The 19,979-nt window shown below is 66.8% G+C and carries 15 protein-coding genes and 1 tRNA gene; 14 read left to right on the top strand and 2 right to left on the bottom strand.

Features of this window, described 5'->3' with window-relative positions; all coding sequences use genetic code 11:
* Nucleotides 1-202 (top strand): EF-Tu C-terminal domain-related protein (locus VQ03_RS31765; protein WP_483428664.1); only part of this gene is annotated, 202 nt, incomplete at its 5' end.
* A gap of 115 nt (nucleotides 203-317) precedes the next feature.
* Here VQ03_RS31765 and VQ03_RS09955 read toward each other — a convergent pair.
* A complete protein-coding gene (locus VQ03_RS09955) occupies nucleotides 318-503 on the bottom strand; it encodes a hypothetical protein (protein ID WP_053078487.1) in 186 nt (61 codons plus the stop codon).
* Between the two features lie 10 nt (nucleotides 504-513).
* Nucleotides 514-1,194: a hemopexin repeat-containing protein gene (locus VQ03_RS09950; protein ID WP_157064055.1), complete on the bottom strand. Its 681-nt coding sequence runs from the start codon at nucleotides 1,192-1,194 to the stop codon at nucleotides 514-516.
* Between the two features lie 606 nt (nucleotides 1,195-1,800).
* Here VQ03_RS09950 and VQ03_RS09945 point away from each other — a divergent pair.
* From VQ03_RS09945 to fusA, 13 genes are all read left to right on the top strand, one after another.
* A tRNA-Trp gene (locus VQ03_RS09945) sits at nucleotides 1,801-1,877 on the top strand.
* A 195-nt stretch (nucleotides 1,878-2,072) separates the two neighbouring features.
* Nucleotides 2,073-2,357 (top strand): preprotein translocase subunit SecE, encoded by a 285-nt coding sequence (secE, locus tag VQ03_RS09940; RefSeq protein WP_048450719.1) that lies wholly within the window; start codon nucleotides 2,073-2,075, stop codon nucleotides 2,355-2,357.
* A 66-nt stretch (nucleotides 2,358-2,423) separates the two neighbouring features.
* Nucleotides 2,424-2,957, top strand: coding sequence for a transcription termination/antitermination protein NusG (gene nusG, locus VQ03_RS09935; RefSeq protein ID WP_048450721.1), 534 nt, complete (start codon nucleotides 2,424-2,426; stop codon nucleotides 2,955-2,957).
* A gap of 181 nt (nucleotides 2,958-3,138) precedes the next feature.
* Nucleotides 3,139-3,588 carry a 50S ribosomal protein L11 gene (rplK, locus tag VQ03_RS09930; RefSeq protein ID WP_048430287.1) on the top strand — a complete coding sequence of 150 codons (450 nt, stop codon included), beginning with the start codon at nucleotides 3,139-3,141 and terminating at the stop codon, nucleotides 3,586-3,588.
* Nucleotides 3,589-3,600: 12 nt separating this feature from the next.
* Entirely contained in the window at nucleotides 3,601-4,308 is a 708-nt protein-coding gene (gene rplA, locus VQ03_RS09925; protein ID WP_048450718.1) for a 50S ribosomal protein L1, read from the top strand.
* A 186-nt stretch (nucleotides 4,309-4,494) separates the two neighbouring features.
* On the top strand, nucleotides 4,495-6,108 hold the full coding sequence (locus VQ03_RS09920; protein ID WP_048450717.1) for a B12-binding domain-containing radical SAM protein: 1,614 nt from the start codon (nucleotides 4,495-4,497) through the stop codon (nucleotides 6,106-6,108).
* A 504-nt stretch (nucleotides 6,109-6,612) separates the two neighbouring features.
* Entirely contained in the window at nucleotides 6,613-7,146 is a 534-nt protein-coding gene (rplJ, locus tag VQ03_RS09915; RefSeq protein ID WP_048450716.1) for a 50S ribosomal protein L10, read from the top strand.
* 51 nt (nucleotides 7,147-7,197) lie between these two features.
* Complete coding sequence (gene rplL, locus VQ03_RS09910; RefSeq protein WP_048450715.1) at nucleotides 7,198-7,575, top strand: 50S ribosomal protein L7/L12; 378 nt, start codon at nucleotides 7,198-7,200, stop codon at nucleotides 7,573-7,575.
* Nucleotides 7,576-7,843: 268 nt separating this feature from the next.
* Nucleotides 7,844-11,968 (top strand): DNA-directed RNA polymerase subunit beta, encoded by a 4,125-nt coding sequence (gene rpoB, locus VQ03_RS09905; protein ID WP_048450714.1) that lies wholly within the window; start codon nucleotides 7,844-7,846, stop codon nucleotides 11,966-11,968.
* A gap of 146 nt (nucleotides 11,969-12,114) precedes the next feature.
* Nucleotides 12,115-16,320 (top strand): DNA-directed RNA polymerase subunit beta', encoded by a 4,206-nt coding sequence (rpoC, locus tag VQ03_RS09900; RefSeq protein WP_048450713.1) that lies wholly within the window; start codon nucleotides 12,115-12,117, stop codon nucleotides 16,318-16,320.
* A gap of 440 nt (nucleotides 16,321-16,760) precedes the next feature.
* Nucleotides 16,761-17,132, top strand: coding sequence for a 30S ribosomal protein S12 (gene rpsL, locus VQ03_RS09895; protein WP_048429408.1), 372 nt, complete (start codon nucleotides 16,761-16,763; stop codon nucleotides 17,130-17,132).
* 121 nt (nucleotides 17,133-17,253) lie between these two features.
* Nucleotides 17,254-17,724, top strand: a complete 471-nt coding sequence (gene rpsG, locus VQ03_RS09890) for a 30S ribosomal protein S7 (protein ID WP_048447790.1) — start codon at nucleotides 17,254-17,256, stop codon at nucleotides 17,722-17,724.
* Nucleotides 17,725-17,781: 57 nt separating this feature from the next.
* On the top strand, nucleotides 17,782-19,857 hold the full coding sequence (gene fusA / locus VQ03_RS09885) for an elongation factor G (RefSeq protein ID WP_048450712.1): 2,076 nt from the start codon (nucleotides 17,782-17,784) through the stop codon (nucleotides 19,855-19,857).
* Nucleotides 19,858-19,979: the final 122 nt, after the last annotated feature.

The following is a 19,979-nucleotide window of genomic DNA, read 5'->3' as shown; positions in this document are numbered from 1 at the left end:
GTCGCCGTGGTACTCCCGGACGACGGACGGGACGGGGGTGTGCCAGCTGCCCGAGGGCACCGAGATGGTGATGCCGGGCGACAACGTGACGATGGACGTGACGCTGATCGTGCCGGTCGCGATGGAGGAGAAGCTGCGCTTCGCCATCCGCGAGGGCGGCCGCACCGTCGGCGCCGGCGTCGTCGCCTCCATCACCGAGTAAGTCGGGACGAACGGGTCCGGAGCCGCCTTCGGTTCCGGACATAAGGAAAAGGGGCGGGTGCCGCGCGGCGCCCGCCCCTTTTTCGTTGGATCGGATCGGCTAGAGCGGTGCCCGCTCATGGAGCGACGGCCAAGTCGGTATTCGTAGCCGGTGCGGCGAGGCATGTGCGGCATTCGCCGGCCTTGAAGCGGGCGAGAGCCTGCCGGCTGGTGTGCCACAGGTCTTGGAGGTTGCGGGCCGCCGCGATTCGCAGCAGACCCTTCAACTTGGCGAAGATCTGCTGATCGGATTGGCGCGGCATCAGTCCCGGTTCACAGCGACTTGGGATAGCCAGGATCGATCCGATCGGCTGCGATGTCGTAGACGATGAAGCGCCCATCGGTGAGAAAGATGACCGCTTTCTTGTTCTCCAGATTCACCATGCACCCGAACAGGCGCTTGTAGGCCGCGAGGCCGGGCCAGGAGCTGTCGTCGACCGGCTGCGGATAGCCGGGGTCGGCGCGGTCCTTCGCAACGTCGTAGCGGATGTAGCGGCCGTCCTTGAGAAAGATCTGCAGCTTGTCGCCCGGCCAGTTCAGCGTGGCGGCGATCTGCCTGGCATCAGGCGCGAGCCCCGGCCAGCTCTCGTCCGTGATGGGGCGAGGGTAGCCCGGGTCGGCGCGGTCTTTCGCGACGTCGTAGCGGATGTAGCGGCCGTCCTTGAGGAAGATCTGCAGCTTGTCGCCCGGCCAGGTGCAGGCGGCGACGATGTCGCCAGCATAGGGTGCAAGGCCTGGCCAAGTCTCGTCATTGATCGGCTTGGGGTAGCCTTCGTCGACCTTCCCCGTCGCCACATCGAACCGTGTGTAGGTGCCGTTGCTGAAGAAGATCTGCACCTTGGACCCGCGCCATCCGATACCGGCGACGATACGAGGCGGATCTTCCGCCCTGACGGATGTGACAAACAGTGTTGCGCCGAATGCAAGCAGGATGTCCCGGCGGGCGAGTAGCATGGCGATCCTCAGTCTTGGCACCCCGGCCGGGACGCAGTGCCGCCCAGCCTTGTTGATGGACGCCAGTCCCGCGGATTATGGTCGATGACGCTGCGCCTGTCTGCGACAATAACGATGGCGGCGTTGACCAAACGTCCCGAAACTCTGGGTCCGGCGGTCCCGGCCCGCAGCGGTGACGGTCGCCTATGATCGGGAAGGTCGAACAGCCGGTTTCGTCACTGATCTCCGGACCAGATACGCACCCGGCTGCCGCCTGGTGACAGGACGCCCCTCCAAGACAGCAGAGACGACACGCTCGTGCTTGGCATGGATCGAGGGCCCGTTCTGCATCATAATGCAGCCTTGAGCATCATTTGAAACATAGTTCAATATTTCGAATATTGGTCCTTTCGCACTTAAAGCTTGGCTGAGAGGTATGAACGGGCGTGATCCGCCGGACCGCCTGCACGGAAAGGCCGCCGCCTGGGCGAGCGCTACGGGAAGGAACGTGCGGCATCGACGCCGCGGCGGGGAAGGCCGCTCGTCCCACCCCAACCGCTTTTCGCGACATTCCGCTTGCATCCCGGCCGAGGATCCGGCTACAGAGCGGTCGCGCCGCGGCGCTGCAGGAGTGTAGCTCAACTGGTCAGAGCACCGGTCTCCAAAACCGGGGGTTGGGGGTTCGAGTCCCTCCACTCCTGCCAGGAACCGCGAGCCGACCGGAGCTTCCGTCCTCACCGGCAGATCTCCGATAACAATCCGTCCGGGCCAGTCGACAAGCGCACGCAACTGCGCTAGACGCTGCGCCCATCCCAGATCGAACAGACGGCTATGCGGGCCGGGGGTGATCCTTCAGCCCGCCGCCGTCGTTGGTTTCGAGCGCATCGGTTGTCCGAGCCATGGCATCGAACGAAGCGACGAAGAAGATGGACCTCGGGCGCAACGCCTCCCGCAGCACCCCGCCGACGCCGCCGGTGCGTCCGGCGCAGAAGCGCGTCGGCCCGTTCGAGTTCCTGCAGCAGGTGCGCGACGAGGGCCGGAAGGTCACCTGGCCGACCCGCAAGGAGACCCTGGTCACCACCCTGATGGTGTTCGTCATGGTGGTGGTGGCGAGCGTGTTCTTCACCGTCGTCGACCAGGTCCTGCGCTACGCGGTGACGCTGGTGCTGGGCATCGGGGCCTGAACGAGCAGAGATGACCCGGCAGATGCCGGCCCGCGACGGGGCCGCCGCCGGACTGGAGTGAACGCCGTGTCGAAGCGCTGGTACATCGTCCACGCCTACTCGAACTTCGAGAACAAGGTCGCGCAGTCGATCAAGGACCAGGCGGCGCAGCGCGGCCTGACGGAGAAGTTCGACGAGGTCATGGTCCCGACCGAGAAGGTCGTGGAGGTGCGCCGCGGCCGCAAGGTCGATGCCGAGCGCAAGTTCTTCCCCGGCTACGTGCTGGTGAAGTGCGACCTCACCGACGAGGTCTACCACCTCATCAAGAACACCCCGAAGGTCACGGGCTTCCTGGGGGCCGACAAGTCGAAGCCGGTGCCGATCCCGGACGCCGAGGCCGAGCGCATCAAGGGCCAGGTCCAGGAAGGCACCGACCGCCCGAAGGCCTCGATCGCCTACGAGGTCGGCGAGCAGGTCCGCGTCGCGGACGGCCCCTTCGCCTCCTTCAACGGCATCGTCGAGGAAGTCGACGAGAGCCGCTCCCGCCTCAAGGTGGCGGTCTCCATCTTCGGCCGGGCGACCCCGGTCGAGCTCGAATACGGTCAGGTCGAGAAGCTCTGATCGTAACCGGCGGATTGTTTCGGGAACCGTACGGGGCGCGGCAGCGCGCCTCGTCTTTTTCGTTCCCGAACGATCCGTCCCTCACCCGCGGAAGGCCCGCCCGGCAACGCCTCCGGGAGCCCGGGCCGCACCGCGACCTGCAACCGCCCTCCATCGACAGGGCTATTCTGGGAGCAGTCCCATGGCGAAGAAGATCACGGGCTACGTGAAGCTTCAGGTCCCGGCCGGCGCCGCCAACCCGTCGCCGCCGATCGGCCCCGCGCTCGGTCAGCGCGGCCTCAACATCATGGAATTCTGCAAGGCCTTCAACGCGAAGACCGCGCAGATCGAGAAGGGCACCCCGATCCCGGTGATCATCACCGCGTATCAGGACCGCTCCTTCACCTTCGAGATGAAGCAGCCCCCGGTCTCCTTCTTCCTGAAGAAGGCCGCCGGCCTGAAGATCGGCAAGAAGCCGGCCTCCGGCTCGAAGACCCCCGGCAAGGGCGCGCCCGCCGGCAAGGTCTCCGAGGCGCAGATCCGCGAGATCGCCGAGAAGAAGATGCCCGACCTGAACTGCGATTCGGTCGATTCCGCCGTCGCCATGATCCGCGGCTCCGCCCGCGCCATGGGTCTCGAGATCACCGCGTAAGGGGAGGGCGACATGGCAAAGACAGGCAAGCGCATCCGCTCCGCCCGCGAGGGCATCGAGGTCACCAAGCTCTATCCGCTCGCCGACGCGGTGAAGCTGATCAAGGAGCGGTCCACCGCCAAGTTCGACGAGACCTTCGAGGTCTCGATGAATCTCGGCGTCGACCCCCGCCACGCCGACCAGATGGTCCGCGGCGTCTGCAACCTGCCGAACGGCTCCGGCCGGACCGTGCGGGTGGCGGTGTTCGCCCGCGGCCCGAAGGCCGACGAGGCGCGGGCTGCCGGTGCCGACATCGTCGGCGCCGAGGACCTGCTCGAGACGATCCAGGGCGGCACGATCGACTTCGATCGCTGCATCGCCACTCCGGACATGATGCCGCTGGTCGGCCGCCTCGGTAAGGTGCTGGGCCCGCGCGGCCTGATGCCGAACCCGAAGGTCGGCACCGTCACCATGGACGTGAAGGGCGCCGTCGCCGGCGCCAAGGGCGGCTCGGTCGAGTTCCGCGTCGAGAAGGCGGGCATCGTCCACGCCGGCATCGGCAAGGTCTCGTTCGACGAGCAGAAGATCGTCGAGAACATCCGCGCCTTCGCCGACGCCGTCGCCAAGGCGAAGCCCGCCGGCGCCAAGGGCACCTACATCCAGCGCATCGCCGTCTCCTCGACGATGGGCCCGGGCGTGAAGGTCGATCCGTCGAGCGTGCTGGTCGCCGCCGGCGCCTGACGCCGACGCGACTGTCACGATGACGCAATGAGGCGCCCGGTCCGGCCACGGACCGGGCGTTTCGCATTTCGGCGAAGGACGGCTCCTGACGCGGCGGTCCCGTGGCTTTCGGTAGCGTCCCGCAGCGCGGCGAAAACCTGGCCCGGCGGGGCAGCCTTCCGGCGACGCTGTGCTAGATATGGCGTCATGCGCAGCACCGTCCCGGTCTCCTCCTCGCGACGCATCCTCTGCGTCTTCCCCGCCTACACGCCGTCCTTCGGCACCTTCTCGCACGCCTATCCGCTGATGGGCGGCGTGAAGGCCTTCATGCCGCCGCAAGGGCTCCTGGTGATCGCCGCCTACATGCCTGAGGCATGGGAGGTGCGTTTCATCGACGAGAACATCGCTCGGGCCAGCCCCGAGGACTTCGCCTGGGCCGACGCGGTGTTCGTGTCGGGGATGCACATCCAGGAGGGCCAGATCCACGAGATCGGCCGGCGGGCGCATGCCGCCGGCAAGGTCGCGGTCCTGGGAGGCCCCTCGGTCTCCGGCGCGCCGGAGAAGTACCCGGACTTCGACTACCTCCATCTCGGCGAGATCGGCGACGCCACCGACGCGCTGATCCGGCGCCTCGACGAGACGGTCGCGGTGCCATCCGAGCCGGAGCGGTTCGAGACCAAGGACCGGCTCGGCCTCTCCGACTTCCCGGCCCCGGCCTACGAGCGGGTGCCGCTGAAGCGCTACCTCATCGGCTCGCTGCAATTCTCCTCCGGCTGCCCCTATCGCTGCGAGTTCTGCGATATCCCGCAGCTCTACGGCCGCCAGCCGCGGCTCAAGACCCCCGAGCAGCTCTGTGCCGAGCTCGACGCCATCGTCGCCCAGCCGGCCCATCCCGCGGTGGTCTACTTCGTCGACGACAACTTCATCGGCAACCGCAAGGCGACCCGCGAGATGCTGCCCCACCTCGTGGAGTGGCAGAAGCGGAACAACTTTCCGCTCCAATTCGCCTGCGAGGCGACGCTGAACATGGCCAAGCAGCCCGAGATCCTCGAGCTGATGCGCCAGGCCAACTTCATGACCGTGTTCGTCGGCATCGAGACCCCGGAGGCCGAGGCGCTCAAGGGCATCGACAAGACCCACAACGCCGCCGTGCCGATGTACGAGGCGATCGAGACCCTGAATTCGTACGGGCTGGAGGTCACCTCGGGCATCATCCTGGGCCTCGACACCGATACCGACCGCTCCGAGCAGAACCTGATCGACTTCATCGACAAGTCGGGGATCCCGGTCCTCACCATCAACCTGCTCCAGGCCCTGCCCAAGACCCCGCTCTGGGACCGGCTCGAGCGGGAGGGGCGCCTCGTCCACGACGCCAGCCTCGAATCGAACGTGCTGTTCAAGCGCCCGCACGACGACGTGGTGCGGTCCTGGCGCCGGGCCATCGCGCATGCCTACTCGCCCGAGCAGCTGTTCGAGCGCTTCAAGCGCCAGTGCGACGTCACCTATCCGCACCGGATCACCACGCCGACCGCCGGCAAGCTGACGCTGACCAACCTGCGCCGCGGGCTCATCCTCGGCTTCAACATCCTCACCCGGGTCGGCCTGTTCTCGGATTACCGCCGGCCGTTCTGGCGCGCCGCCGGCTACGCCCTCAGGCGCGGGCAGATCGAGGCGGTGTTCAACATGGGCTTCGTCGCCCACCACCTGATCCGCTTCACCCGCGAGGCGCTGCGCGGCGAGCACAATGCCTCGTTCTACGCCGCCCAGGACAAGGCGAAGGCGGAGGCCGCCGCGAGGGCAGGGGCCCAGCAGGCGGCGTGACCGGGAGGCTCTGACGGAAAATCCGGCCCTGCGACCGAATTTCCTGGTGCCGGGCTCTTGGCAGGCCGCTTGCACGCCGCTATAGACCCGGCTCCACGTTTCCGAGATCGAAAGGATGCGGCCGACCGGCTGGTCCTTGAGAGAGGTCCCCGGGCGACTGGGTGACCGAAGTGGCCGGAAGGGTTCAGGGGGCAACCCCTTGCGCCCCGTCCGGCCATGTCCTGTCCGAGACTGCAGGCGCCGGCATCCGCCGGCTTAAACCGCCAGCCTGCACAGACGGGGAAGACCGAGTTTCACCGCCCCAAGGCCTCCCCGAGGCCGCCGGGGCGTCGGTTTGAACCATCTCACCCGAGGCGAGGGGCCGTCAGGTCCTTGGCATCGGGGGCAGGGCCGTGAAGCGTCGTTCAGGACGTCGCGGTCTTCCCGTGAAGGCCCCGGCTCATCCTGGGCGGCAACTGCAACCGGCGGGGCCCATCCGGGTTCCGCCAACCGGAGAGAGCCAAAGTGGACAGAGCAGCAAAAGCTGATCTCGTCGCGACGCTCAACGGGGTGTTCGCCAACACCTCCGTCGTCGTCGTGGCCCACTACAAGGGCCTCACGGTCGCCGACATGCAGAAGCTGCGCTCGCAGATGAAGCAGGCCGGCGCCACCGTGAAGGTCGCGAAGAACCGCCTCGCCAATATCGCTCTCGAAGGCACGGACGTCGCCTCCATCCAGCCCCTCCTGAAGGGCCCGACCCTGCTCGCCTATTCGAGCGATCCGGTCGCGGCCGCGAAGGTGGCGGTGGACTTCGCCAAGGCCAACGAGAAGCTGGTCATCCTCGGCGGAGCCATGGGGACGACCGCCCTGAACCCGGACGGCGTGAAGGCCCTGGCCTCGCTGCCGTCCCTCGATGAGCTGCGCGCCAAGCTCGTGGGCCTTGTCCAGGCTCCCGCGACCAAGATCGCTCAGGTCGTCAACGCGCCGGCCGCCAAGCTCGCGCGCGTGTTCGGGGCCTATGCCAAGACCGGCGACGACCAGACCGACGAAGCGGCCTAACGGGCTGTTCGAGACCCTACCGTTCAAACCGACAACATCAGGAAGTGAAAAATGGCTGATCTTGCCAAGCTCGTCGACGACCTGTCCTCGCTGACCGTTCTCGAGGCCGCTGAGCTCGCGAAGCTGCTCGAGGAGAAGTGGGGCGTCTCGGCGGCTGCCGCCGTCGCCGTCGCCGCTGGCCCGGCCGCTGGCGCCGCCGCCCCGGCCGCCGAGGAGCAGACCGAGTTCACGGTCGTGCTCGCCTCGGCCGGCGACAAGAAGATCGAGGTCATCAAGGAGGTCCGCGCGATCACCGGCCTCGGCCTCAAGGAGGCCAAGGACCTGGTCGAGGGCGCTCCGAAGCCGGTCAAGGAGGGCGTGTCCAAGGACGATGCCGCCAAGCTCAAGGCCCAGCTCGAGAAGGCCGGCGCCAAGGTCGAGCTCAAGTAAGACGATGGCGGGCCTCCCGGCCCGCCGCGCGCCCCGGACGGCCTCCTGGCCGGTCGGGGCCACCAGCCCGCGGGCCTCGCGCCCGCGGGCTAAGGTCGCTTCGGCGCACCCCCTCGGGATCCAGGGCAAGGATCCCCATATGTTTCGAGGATCGCGGGCGGCCGGTGCACGGGCGGCCCGCGCGGTCACGGCAGGTCTGATGCGGGCTCGATTCGGCCAGCGTCCCACCGGGGCCGTATAAGCGGTGGATGAGGAGCGAGGTCAACCCATGGCCAACACGCTGGTCGGTCGCAAGCGCATTCGCAAGTTCTTCGGCAAGATTCGGGAAGTCGCCGAGATGCCGAACCTCATCGAGGTCCAGAAGGCGTCCTACGACCAGTTCTTGATGGTGGACGAGCCCGAAGGTGGCCGTGCCGACGAGGGCCTGCAATCGGTCTTCAAGTCCGTTTTCCCGATCTCCGACTTCTCCTCGACCGCGCTCCTCGAGTTCGTCAAGTACACCTTCGAGCAGCCGAAATACGACGTCGACGAGTGCCGTCAGCGCGGCATCACTTTCGCCGCGCCGCTGAAGGTGACCCTACGGCTGATCGTGTTCGATGTCGATCCCGATACCGGCGCCAAGTCGGTCAAGGACATCAAGGAGCAGGACGTCTACATGGGCGACATGCCCCTGATGACGGAGAACGGCACCTTCATCGTCAACGGCACCGAGCGCGTCATCGTCTCGCAGATGCACCGCTCGCCGGGCGTGTTCTTCGACCACGACAAGGGCAAGACCCACTCCTCGGGCAAGCTCCTGTTCGCCGCGCGCATCATCCCCTATCGCGGCTCCTGGCTCGACGTCGAGTTCGACGCCAAGGACATCGTGCATGCGCGCATCGACCGCAAGCGCAAGATCCCCGTCACCTCGCTGCTCTTCGCCCTCGGCCTCGACGGCGAGGAGATCCTCTCGACCTTCTACAACCGCGTCACCTATGTGCGTGACGGGCGCGACTGGCGCGTGCCTTACGACGCCGAGCGGCTGAAGGGCTTCAAGGCCTCCACGGACCTGATCGACGCCGATTCGGGCGAGGTGGTGCTCGAGGCCGGCAAGAAGCTGACCGCCCGCGCCGCCCGCCAGATCGCCGAGAAGGGCGTGAAGGCCCTGCGCGCCACGGACGACGACCTGATCGGCCAGTACATCGCCGAGGACATGGTCAACTACAAGACCGGCGAGATCTACGCCGAGGCCGGCGACGAGATCAGCGAGAAGGTCCTCAAGGGCCTGACCGATGTCGGCATAGAGGAGATCCCCGTCCTCGACATCGACCACGTCAACGTCGGCCCGTACATCCGCAACACCCTGGCGGTCGACAAGAACTCGGCCCGCGAAGGCGCGCTGTTCGACATCTACCGGGTGATGCGCCCGGGCGAGCCGCCGACCCTCGAGACCGCCGAGGCGATGTTCCATTCGCTGTTCTTCGACGCGGAGCGCTACGACCTCTCGGCCGTCGGCCGCGTGAAGATGAACATGCGTCTCGACCTCGACGCCGCCGACACCGTGCGCACCCTGCGCAAGGAGGACATGCTGGCGGTCGTCAAGGCGCTGGTGGACCTGCGCGACGGCAAGGGCGAGATCGACGACATCGACCATCTCGGCAACCGCCGGGTGCGCTCGGTCGGCGAGCTGATGGAGAACCAGTACCGGCTGGGCCTCCTGCGCATGGAGCGCGCCATCAAGGAGCGGATGTCGTCCGTCGACATCGACACCGTGATGCCGCAGGACCTGATCAACGCGAAGCCCGCGGCGGCCGCGGTGCGCGAGTTCTTCGGCTCGTCGCAGCTGTCGCAGTTCATGGACCAGACCAACCCGCTCTCCGAGGTGACGCACAAGCGCCGCCTCTCGGCCCTCGGCCCGGGCGGCCTGACCCGCGAGCGCGCCGGCTTCGAGGTGCGCGACGTGCACCCGACCCATTACGGCCGGATCTGCCCGATCGAGACGCCGGAAGGCCCGAATATCGGCCTGATCAACTCGCTCGCCACCTTCGCCCGGGTGAACAAGTACGGCTTCATCGAGACCCCGTTCCGCCGCGTGCGCGACGGCGTGGTCACGGACGAGGTCGCCTACCTGTCGGCGATGGAGGAGGCGAAGTACTACGTCGCCCAGGCCAACGCGGTGATGGACGAGAACCGCAAGCTCACCGAAGACCTGGTGGTCTGCCGGCGGGCGGGCGAGGTGATCGTCGTCGGGCCCGAGCGCGTCGACCTGATGGACGTGTCGCCGAAGCAGCTGGTCTCGGTCGCCGCGGCGCTGATCCCGTTCCTCGAGAACGACGACGCCAACCGCGCGCTGATGGGCTCGAACATGCAGCGCCAGGCGGTGCCGCTGGTCCGCGCCGACGCGCCCTTCGTCGGCACCGGCATGGAGGCGGTGGTCGCGCGCGATTCCGGCGCCGCCATCGGCGCCCGGCGCGCGGGCATCGTCGACCAGGTCGACGCCACCCGTATCGTCATCCGCGCCACCGACGAGGCCGACGCCTCCAAGCCCGGCGTCGACATCTACCGGCTGCAGAAGTTCCAGCGCTCGAACCAGTCGACCTGCATCACCCAGAAGCCGCTCGTGCGCGTCGGCGACGTGGTGAAGAAGGGCGACATCATCGCCGACGGTCCCTCGACCGAGTTCGGCGAGCTGGCGCTCGGCCGCAACGTGCTCGTCGCGTTCATGCCGTGGAACGGCTACAACTTCGAGGACTCGATCCTGCTCTCCGAGCGGATCGTGAAGGATGACGTGTTCACCTCGATCCACATCGAGGAATTCGAGGTGATGGCCCGCGACACCAAGCTCGGGCCGGAGGAGATCACCCGCGACATCCCGAACGTCTCGGAGGAGGCGCTCAAGAACCTCGACGAGGCCGGCATCGTCTATATCGGCGCCGAGGTCCACGCGGGCGACATCCTGGTCGGCAAGATCACCCCGAAGGGCGAGAGCCCGATGACGCCGGAGGAGAAGCTCCTGCGCGCCATCTTCGGCGAGAAGGCCTCGGACGTGCGCGACACCAGCTTGCGGGTGCCGCCGGGCGTCACCGGCACGATCGTCGAGGTCCGGGTGTTCAACCGCCACGGCGTCGACAAGGACGAGCGCGCGCAAGCCATCGAGCGCGAGGAGATCGAGCGTCTCGCCAAGGACCGCGACGACGAGCAGGCGATCCTCGACCGCAACACCTATGCGCGTCTGGGCGACCTCCTGGTCGGCCAGTCGCCGGTCGCGGGCCCGAAGGGCTTCAAGAAGGAGACCCTGCTGACCCGCGAGCTGCTGGCGGATTATCCCCGCTCGCAGTGGTGGCAATTCGCCGTCGTCGACGACCGTCTCATGACCGAGATGGAGGCGATGCAGAAGCAGTACGACGAGTCGAAGAAGCGCCTCGAGCAGCGCTTCCTCGACAAGGTCGAGAAGCTGCAGCGCGGCGACGAACTGCCCCCGGGCGTCATGAAGATGGTCAAGGTCTTCGTGGCGGTGAAGCGCAAGATCCAGCCCGGCGACAAGATGGCGGGCCGGCACGGCAACAAGGGCGTCGTGTCGCGCATCGTGCCGATCGAGGACATGCCGTTCCTGGAGGACGGCACCCATGCCGACATCGTGCTCAACCCGCTCGGCGTGCCGAGCCGGATGAATGTCGGCCAGATCCTCGAGACGCATCTGGGCTGGGCCGCCGCCGGCCTCGGCCGGCAGGTCTCGCAGGCCGTGGACGCTTACTTGCGCACCCACGACATCGAGCCCCTGCGCGAGCGGATGAAGGCGATCTACAGCGAGACCGAGCTGGCCGGCCTGACCGACCAGGATCTCGCCGAGGTCGGCAACAATCTGCGCCGCGGCGTCCCGATGGCCACCCCGGTGTTCAACGGCGCCAAGGAAGCCGACATCGAGACGATGCTGGAGATGGCGGGTCTCGACCGCTCGGGCCAGTCGACGCTCTATGACGGGCGCACCGGCGAGCCCTTCGACCGCAAGGTCACGGTCGGCTACATCTACATGCTGAAGCTGCACCACCTGGTGGACGACAAGATCCACGCGCGCTCGATCGGTCCGTACTCGCTCGTCACCCAGCAGCCCCTGGGCGGCAAGGCGCAGTTCGGCGGCCAGCGCTTCGGCGAGATGGAGGTGTGGGCCCTCGAGGCCTACGGTGCCGCCTACACGCTGCAGGAGATGCTGACGGTGAAGTCCGACGACGTCGCCGGCCGCACCAAGGTCTACGAGGCCATCGTGCGCGGCGACGACACCTTCGAGGCGGGCATCCCGGAGAGCTTCAACGTGCTGGTGAAGGAGATGCGGTCGCTCGGCCTCAACGTCGAGTTGCTGTCCTCCAAGCGCGCCGCCAACGACCAGCTCGAGGCGCCCCCCGAGGCGGCCGAGTAAGCTCGTCCCGACCCCATCCTGACAACGGCGGCGGGGCCCTCACAGCGAGGGCCCCGGCCGCCGAAACCCGTTTCCCTCAGACGGTGGCCGCTGACTTGGCCCTTCGCCCGGCCCTTCGCGGCGCCCCGTCAGCCAAGGAGCAGATCATGAACCAAGAGGTCATGAATCTTTTCAACCAGCAGGCTCAGCCTCAGAGCTTCGACCAGATCAAGATCTCGATCTCGTCGCCTGAGAAGATCCTGTCCTGGTCCTACGGCGAGATCAAGAAGCCCGAGACCATCAACTATCGCACGTTCAAGCCCGAGCGTGACGGCCTGTTCTGCGCCCGGATCTTCGGGCCGATCAAGGATTACGAGTGCTTGTGCGGTAAGTACAAGCGCATGAAGTACAAGGGCGTGATCTGCGAGAAGTGCGGCGTCGAGGTCACCCTCGCGCGCGTCCGTCGCGATCGCATGGGCCATATCGAGCTCGCCGCGCCCGTCGCCCATATCTGGTTCCTGAAGTCGCTGCCGAGCCGCATCGGCCTGCTGCTCGACATGGCGCTCAAGGATCTCGAGCGCATCCTGTACTTCGAGTCCTACGTCGTCATCGAGCCGGGCCTCACCCCACTGAAGGAGCGTCAGCTCCTCTCGGAGGAGGAGTACCTGCGCGCTCAGGAAGAATACGGCGAAGACTCCTTCACCGCCATGATCGGCGCGGAGGCGATCCGGCGCATCCTGCAGGAGCTCGACCTCGACAAGATCGCGGCCGACCTGCGCGAGGAGATCGCCACCACCACCTCCGAGCTGAAGCCCAAGAAGCTGCTCAAGCGCCTCAAGATCATCGAGGCGTTCCAGCTCTCGGGCAACCGTCCCGAGTGGATGATCCTGACCGTCGTCCCGGTGATCCCGCCGGACCTGCGCCCGCTGGTCCCGCTGGACGGCGGCCGCTTCGCGACCTCGGACCTCAACGACCTCTACCGCCGCGTCATCAACCGCAACAACCGCCTCAAGCGGCTGATCGAGCTGCGCGCGCCGGACATCATCATCCGCAACGAGAAGCGGATGCTGCAGGAGGCGGTCGACGCGCTGTTCGACAACGGCCGCCGCGGCCGCGTCATCACGGGTGCCAACAAGCGTCCGCTGAAGTCGCTCGCCGACATGCTGAAGGGCAAGCAGGGCCGGTTCCGCCAGAACCTGCTCGGCAAGCGCGTGGACTATTCCGGCCGCTCGGTCATCGTGGTCGGCCCGGAGCTGAAGCTGCATCAGTGCGGGCTGCCGAAGAAGATGGCACTTGAGCTGTTCAAGCCCTTCATCTACGCGCGCCTCGACGCCAAGGGCTTCTCGGCCACGGTGAAGCAGGCCAAGAAGCTCGTCGAGAAGGAGAAGCCGGAGGTCTGGGACATCCTGGACGAGGTGATCCGCGAGCATCCGGTGATGCTGAACCGGGCGCCGACGCTGCACCGCCTCGGCATCCAGGCCTTCGAGCCGAAGCTGATCGAGGGCAAGGCGATCCAGCTGCACCCGCTGGTCTGCGCCGCGTTCAACGCCGACTTCGACGGCGACCAGATGGCCGTGCACGTCCCGCTGTCGCTCGAGGCGCAGCTGGAAGCGCGCGTCCTGATGATGTCGACGAACAACATCCTGCACCCGGCGAACGGCGCGCCGATCATCGTGCCGTCGCAGGACATCGTGCTCGGCCTGTACTACCTGTCGATCGTCGCCGACGGCTCGCCGGGTGAGCACAAGCCCAACGACCCGAAGAACCCGATGAAGGGCGTGTTCGGCGATTTCGGCGAGCTCGAGCACGCGCTCGCGGCCCGCACCGTCACGCTGCACACCAAGATCAAGTGGCGCTGGAAGGGCCTCGATTCGGAAGGAAACGAGGTCACCCGGATCTACGACACCACGCCGGGCCGGGTGATCCTGTCCAGCGTGCTGCCGCGCCACAAGCGCGTTCCCTTCGACGTCGTCAACAAGCTGATGACGAAGAAGGAGATCTCGGCGATGATCGACACCGTCTACCGCCATTGCGGTCAGAAGGAGTCGGTGATCTTCTGCGACCGGATCATGGGTCTCGGCTTCATCCACGCCTTCCGCGCCGGCATCTCGTTCGGCAAGGACGACATGGTGGTGCCGGACAACAAGTGGTCCATCGTCGACGAGACCCGCGCGCTCGTGAAGGACTACGAGCAGCAGTACCAGGACGGCCTGATCACCCAGGGCGAGAAGTACAACAAGGTCGTGGACGCCTGGGCCAAGTGCTCCGACCGTCTCGCCGGCGAGATGATGAACCGCATCTCGTCCGTGCAGAAGGACGAGCACGGCGCCGACAAGCAGGTCAACTCGATCTACATGATGAGCCACTCGGGCGCCCGCGGCTCGCCGGCGCAGATGAAGCAGCTCGCGGCGATGCGCGGTCTGATGGCCAAGCCCTCGGGCGAGATCATCGAGACCCCGATCATCTCGAACTTCAAGGAAGGCCTGGACGTGCTCGAGTACTTCAACTCGACGCACGGCGCCCGCAAGGGCCTCGCCGACACCGCGCTCAAGACCGCCAATTCCGGTTACCTGACCCGCCGCCTCGTCGACGTGGCGCAGGACGCGGTGATCCGCGAAACCGATTGCGGCACCGAGAGCGGCATCCGGATGCGCGCGATCATCGATGCCGGCCAGGTCGTGGCCTCGCTGGCGACCCGCATCCTCGGCCGCGCCACGGCCGAGGACCTGGTCGCCAATGACGGCTCGATCATCGTCGCCAAGGGCGAAACCATCGAGGAGAAGCACCTCGATGCGATCACCAAGGCCGGCATCCAGGAGGTGAAGATCCGCTCGGTCCTGGTCTGCGCGACCCGGAACGGCGTCTGCGCCACCTGCTACGGGCGCGACCTCGCCCGTGGCACGCCCGTCAACATGGGCGAGGCCGTCGGCGTCATCGCGGCGCAGTCGATCGGCGAGCCGGGCACCCAGCTCACGATGCGCACCTTCCACATCGGCGGCGCGGCCCAGATCGCCGACTCGTCCTTCATCGAGTCGAGCTTCGAGGGCACGGTGCGGATCCGCAACCGCGGCCTCGCCCGGAACTCGGACGGCGACCTGATCGCCACAGGCCGCAACGTGGCGGTGGTGATCGTCGGGCCGGACGGCGCCGAGCGGGCGGTCCACCGCCTGCAATACGGCGCCCGCGTCCGCGTGGACGAGGGCGACGCGATCAAGCGCGGCCAGCGGATCGCCGAGTGGGATCCCTACACCCGGCCGATCCTGACCGAGATCGACGGCATCGTGGCATACGAGGATCTGATCGACGGCCAGTCGATCACCGAGACGACCGACGAGTCGACGGGCATCGCCAAGCGCGTCGTCATCGACTGGCGCGGTTCGGCGCGGACGGCGGACCTGCGTCCGGCGATCGCGGTCCACGACCAGAACGGCCGGGTGCAGAAGCTGCCGCGCGGCTCGGACGCGCGCTCGCTCCTGCCGGTCGAGGCGATCATCGGCGTCGATCCGGGCACCCGGGTCAAGGCCGGCGACATCCTCGCCCGCGTCTCGACCGAGAGCGCCAAGACCCGCGACATCACCGGCGGTCTGCCGCGGGTGGCGGAGCTGTTCGAGGCGCGCCGGCCGAAGGACGCGGCGATCATCGCCGAGAAGTCCGGCACGATCTCGTTCGGGCGCGACTACAAGAACAAGCGCCGCCTGAGCCTGACGCCGCATGACGGCTCCGAGCCGGTGGAGTACCTGATCCCGAAGGGCAAGCACATCCACCTGCAGGACGGCGACGTGGTCGAGCTCGGCGACTTCATCGTCGACGGCAACCCGGCGCCGCACGACATCCTGGCGATCAAGGGCGTGGAGGAGCTCGCCGCCTACCTCGTCAACGAGATCCAGGAGGTCTACCGGCTGCAGGGCGTGTCGATCAACGACAAGCACATCGAGGTCATCGTCCGGCAGATGCTGCAGAAGGTGGAGATCACCGACGGCGGCGATTCCGAGATCCTGACCGGCGACCAGATCGACAGGATGGAGCTGGCGGAGATCAACGAGCAGCTGCTCGCCGAGGGCAAGAAGCCGGTCCAGGGCGTCCCCGTCCTGCTCGGCATCACCAAGGCCTCGCTGCAGACCCGCTCGTTCATCTCGGCGGCCTCGTTCCAGGAGACCACCCGCGTCCTCACCGAGGCGGCGGTCAACGGCAAGGTCGACAACCTCGAGGGCCTGAAGGAAAACGTCATCGTCGGCTCGCTGATCCCGGCGGGCACCGGCGCGATGATCGCCGACATCAAGTCGATCGCGCGCCGGCGCGACGGCCTGATCATGGCCCAGAAGTCCGCCGAGAGCGGCGCGGCCGTGGCCGAGCAGCTCCCCGCCGCCGAGTAGGGCAGGGGACTTCGAGACCGGCGGGCATCCGAGCCCGCCGGACCCGTGAGAAAAGGCCGGCGCTCCCTCGCGGGACGCCGGCCTTTTCGCGTAAGCAGCCAAGCTTTAAGGGAAAGTTTCCGCTTGACGGCCCGGCGCTCAGCCCGTAATAGCCCCTCCTACTGAACGGCTGGCCGTAGGCGACAGCTGATCGACGTGCCCCTCGTGCCTCGATCCAAGTCTCCTAAACGCGACCGAACTTCAACCGACTGACACGTGTCAGACCGGCATGATCGCTGGGGCTTGTCCTCCGGTGGTCCTCTGCTCGCATGGCGCGCCAAAGGCTGGTTTCAGCCTGGGGCGCGATTTGCGTTGCGCTTCTCACCGAAGCGACGGTCGTTCAGACGAGATTTTGGGAAACGACGATCGCCAGGACGGCGATACGTTGCGAGAGGAATGGCATGCCGACGATCAACCAGCTGATCGCCAATCCGCGGAAGGCGCAGAAGGCCCGCAACAAGGTGCCGGCTCTCGATGCCTGCCCGCAGAAGCGCGGCGTCTGCACCCGCGTCTACACCACGACCCCGAAGAAGCCGAACTCGGCGCTTCGTAAGGTCGCCAAGGTGCGCCTGACCAACGGCTTCGAGGTCATCGGCTACATCCCGGGCGAGGGTCACAACCTTCAGGAGCACTCCGTGGTGATGATCCGCGGCGGCCGCGTGAAGGATCTTCCGGGCGTGCGCTACCACATTCTGCGTGGCGTGCTCGATACCCAGGGCGTCAAGAACCGCAAGCAGCGTCGCTCGAAGTACGGCGCCAAGCGTCCGAAGTAAGTCGAGACGCGGACCGGTACCTATCGCCTGTCCCGCAAGGATGTCGCCGGCCCGAGTGGCTTCAGGCGGCCTGCGTGGGACACAACAGTTGATTTTTAGAGCTTAACGAACGGAGCGAGCGATGTCCCGCCGCCACAGCGCCGAGAAGCGCGAGATCATCCCGGACGCCAAGTACGGCGACGTCGTCCTCACCAAGTTCATGAACTCGGTGATGTACGAGGGCAAGAAGTCGGTCGCCGAGAGCATCGTCTACGGCGCGTTCGACATCATCGAGGCCCGCGCGAAGGCCAACCCGATCGAGGTGTTCCGCGCCGCGCTCGACAACGTCGCCCCGGCGATCGAGGTCCGCTCCCGCCGCGTCGGCGGCGCGACCTACCAGGTCCCGGTCGAGGTCCGCACCGAGCGCCGCCAGGCGCTGGCGATCCGCTGGCTGATCCAGGCCGCCCGCTCGCGCAACGACCGCACCATGGTCGAGCGCCTCTCGGCCGAGCTGCTCGACGCCGCCAACAACCGCGGCAACGCCGTGAAGAAGCGCGAGGACACCCACCGGATGGCCGAGGCCAACCGCGCGTTCTCGCACTATCGCTGGTAAACGCTGCCTCGCCGCCGCCCTCCTGGTGCGGCGGCCCCCTTCTTCAGGAGCCCCCCGATGCCCCGCACGCACGCGATCGAGGACTACCGCAACTTCGGCATCATGGCCCACATCGATGCCGGCAAGACCACGACGACCGAGCGGATCCTCTACTACACCGGCAAGTCCCACAAGATCGGCGAGGTCCACGAGGGCGCCGCCACCATGGACTGGATGGAGCAGGAGCAGGAGCGTGGCATCACGATCACCTCGGCTGCGACGACCTGCTTCTGGCGCGACAAGCGCCTGAACATCATCGACACCCCCGGCCACGTCGACTTCACCATCGAAGTGGAGCGCTCGCTCCGCGTGCTCGACGGCGCCGTCTGCGTGCTCGACGGCAACCAGGGCGTCGAGCCGCAGACCGAGACCGTGTGGCGTCAGGCCGACAAGTACGACGTGCCGCGCGTCGTGTTCGTCAACAAGATGGACAAGATCGGCGCCGACTTCTTCAAGTGCGTCGCCGACATCATCGACCGCGTGGCCGGCAAGCCGGTCTGCCTCCAGCTGCCGATCGGCGCCGAGAGCTCCTTCAAGGGCGTCATCGACCTGATCAAGATGAAGGCGATCGTGTGGTCGGGTGAGGCGCTCGGCGCCAACTACGCCGAGGAGGAAATCCCGGCCGACCTCGCCGACCAGGCTGCGGAGTACCGCACCAAGCTGGTCGAGGCCTGCGTCGAGATGGACGACGACGCGATGACGGCCTACCTCGAGGGTGCCGAGCCCGACGAGGACACCATGCGCAAGCTGGTGCGGACGGCGGTGCAGCGCCGCGCCTTCCACCCGGTGCTGTGCGGTTCGGCGTTCAAGAACAAGGGCGTGCAGCCCCTGCTCGACGCCGTCGTCGACTACCTGCCGTCTCCCGCCGATCGCGGCGAGATCAAGGGCATCGACTTCAAGACCGAGGAAGAGGTCGTCCGCCGTCCGACCGACACCGATCCCTTCTCCATGCTCGCCTTCAAGATCATGGACGATCCCCACGTCGGCACGATCACCTTCTGCCGCGTGTATTCCGGCAAGGTCGAGTCGGGCGCGAACGTCATCAACTCGACCCGCGACAAGAAGGAGCGGGTCGGCCGCATGCTCCTGATGCACGCGAACAACCGCGAGGACATCAAGGAGGCGTTCGCCGGTGACATCGTGGCGCTCGCGGGTCTCAAGGACACCCGCACCGGCGACACGCTGTGCGACCCGAACAAGGCCGTGATCCTCGAGAAGATGGAGTTCCCGGAGCCGGTCATCGAGATCGCCGTCGAGCCCAAGTCCAAGGCGGACCAGGAGAAGCTCGGCATCGCTCTCTCGAAGCTCGCCGCCGAGGATCCGTCCTTCCGGGTCTCCACGGACCAGGAGTCGGGCCAGACCATCCTGAAGGGGATGGGCGAGCTCCACCTCGACATCAAGGTCGACATCCTGAAGCGCACCTACAAGGTCGAAGCGAATATCGGCCAGCCGCAGGTCGCGTACCGGGAGAAGCTGACCAAGCGTACCGAGATCGACTACACCCACAAGAAGCAGACCGGTGGTACCGGCCAGTTCGCGCGGGTGAAGTTCGTGGTCGAGCCGAACGAGCCGGGTGCCGGTTACGCGTTCGAGTCGAAGATCGTCGGTGGCTCGGTGCCGAAGGAGTACATCCCGGGCGTCGAGAAGGGTCTCAACAGCGTGCTGACCGCCGGTATCCTGGCGGGCTTCCCGGTGGTCGACATCAAGGTGGAGCTGATCGACGGCGCCTACCACGAGGTCGACTCCTCGGCGCTGGCCTTCGAGATCGCCTCGCGGGCGGCGCTCCGCGAGGCCCTGCAGAAGGGCGGCTCGGTCCTGCTCGAGCCGGTGATGAAGGTCGAGGTCGTGACCCCGGAGGATTACACCGGTTCGGTCATCGGCGACCTGAACTCCCGGCGCGGCCAGATCCAGGGCCAGGACATGCGCGGCAACGCGAACGTCATCAACGCCATGGTGCCGCTCGCCAACATGTTCGGCTACGTGAACCAGCTGCGCTCCTTCACCCAGGGTCGCGCGAACTTCACGATGCAGTTCGACCACTACGAAGAGGTCCCGCGCGGCGAGGCCGAGAAGGTGGTTGCCAAGTACGCCTGATGAGCCCGGCCTGACCTCAGGCCTGCTCGCAGCTTCGGTGCCCGCCACGGCGGGCATCATTCAAAACTATCTCGCAAGCATTCGATCGACGGAGTTTGGCGATGGCCAAGGAAAAGTTTTCG

It is taken from the genome of Methylobacterium tarhaniae (genome assembly GCF_001043955.1).
Taxonomy (GTDB): Bacteria; Pseudomonadota; Alphaproteobacteria; order Rhizobiales; family Beijerinckiaceae; genus Methylobacterium; species Methylobacterium tarhaniae.
The sequence above is the reverse complement of the archived record's forward strand: the minus strand, read 5'-3'. Positions and strand labels throughout refer to the sequence as shown.

Excerpts from the sequence above, each read along its gene's own strand:
- VQ03_RS09955 (WP_053078487.1), bottom strand. The coding sequence starts at position 503 with ATGCCGCGCCAATCCGATCAGCAGATCTTCGCCAAGTTGAAGGGTCTG.
- VQ03_RS09950 (WP_157064055.1), bottom strand. The coding sequence starts at position 1,194 with ATGCTACTCGCCCGCCGGGACATCCTGCTTGCATTCGGCGCAACACTG.
- secE (WP_048450719.1), top strand. The coding sequence starts at position 2,073 with ATGGCATCGAACGAAGCGACGAAGAAGATGGACCTCGGGCGCAACGCC.
- rplK (WP_048430287.1), top strand. The coding sequence starts at position 3,139 with ATGGCGAAGAAGATCACGGGCTACGTGAAGCTTCAGGTCCCGGCCGGC.
- rplA (WP_048450718.1), top strand. The coding sequence starts at position 3,601 with ATGGCAAAGACAGGCAAGCGCATCCGCTCCGCCCGCGAGGGCATCGAG.
- VQ03_RS09920 (WP_048450717.1), top strand. The coding sequence starts at position 4,495 with ATGCGCAGCACCGTCCCGGTCTCCTCCTCGCGACGCATCCTCTGCGTC.
- rplL (WP_048450715.1), top strand. The coding sequence starts at position 7,198 with ATGGCTGATCTTGCCAAGCTCGTCGACGACCTGTCCTCGCTGACCGTT.
- rpoB (WP_048450714.1), top strand. The coding sequence starts at position 7,844 with ATGGCCAACACGCTGGTCGGTCGCAAGCGCATTCGCAAGTTCTTCGGC.
- rpoC (WP_048450713.1), top strand. The coding sequence starts at position 12,115 with ATGAACCAAGAGGTCATGAATCTTTTCAACCAGCAGGCTCAGCCTCAG.
- rpsL (WP_048429408.1), top strand. The coding sequence starts at position 16,761 with ATGCCGACGATCAACCAGCTGATCGCCAATCCGCGGAAGGCGCAGAAG.
- rpsG (WP_048447790.1), top strand. The coding sequence starts at position 17,254 with ATGTCCCGCCGCCACAGCGCCGAGAAGCGCGAGATCATCCCGGACGCC.
- fusA (WP_048450712.1), top strand. The coding sequence starts at position 17,782 with ATGCCCCGCACGCACGCGATCGAGGACTACCGCAACTTCGGCATCATG.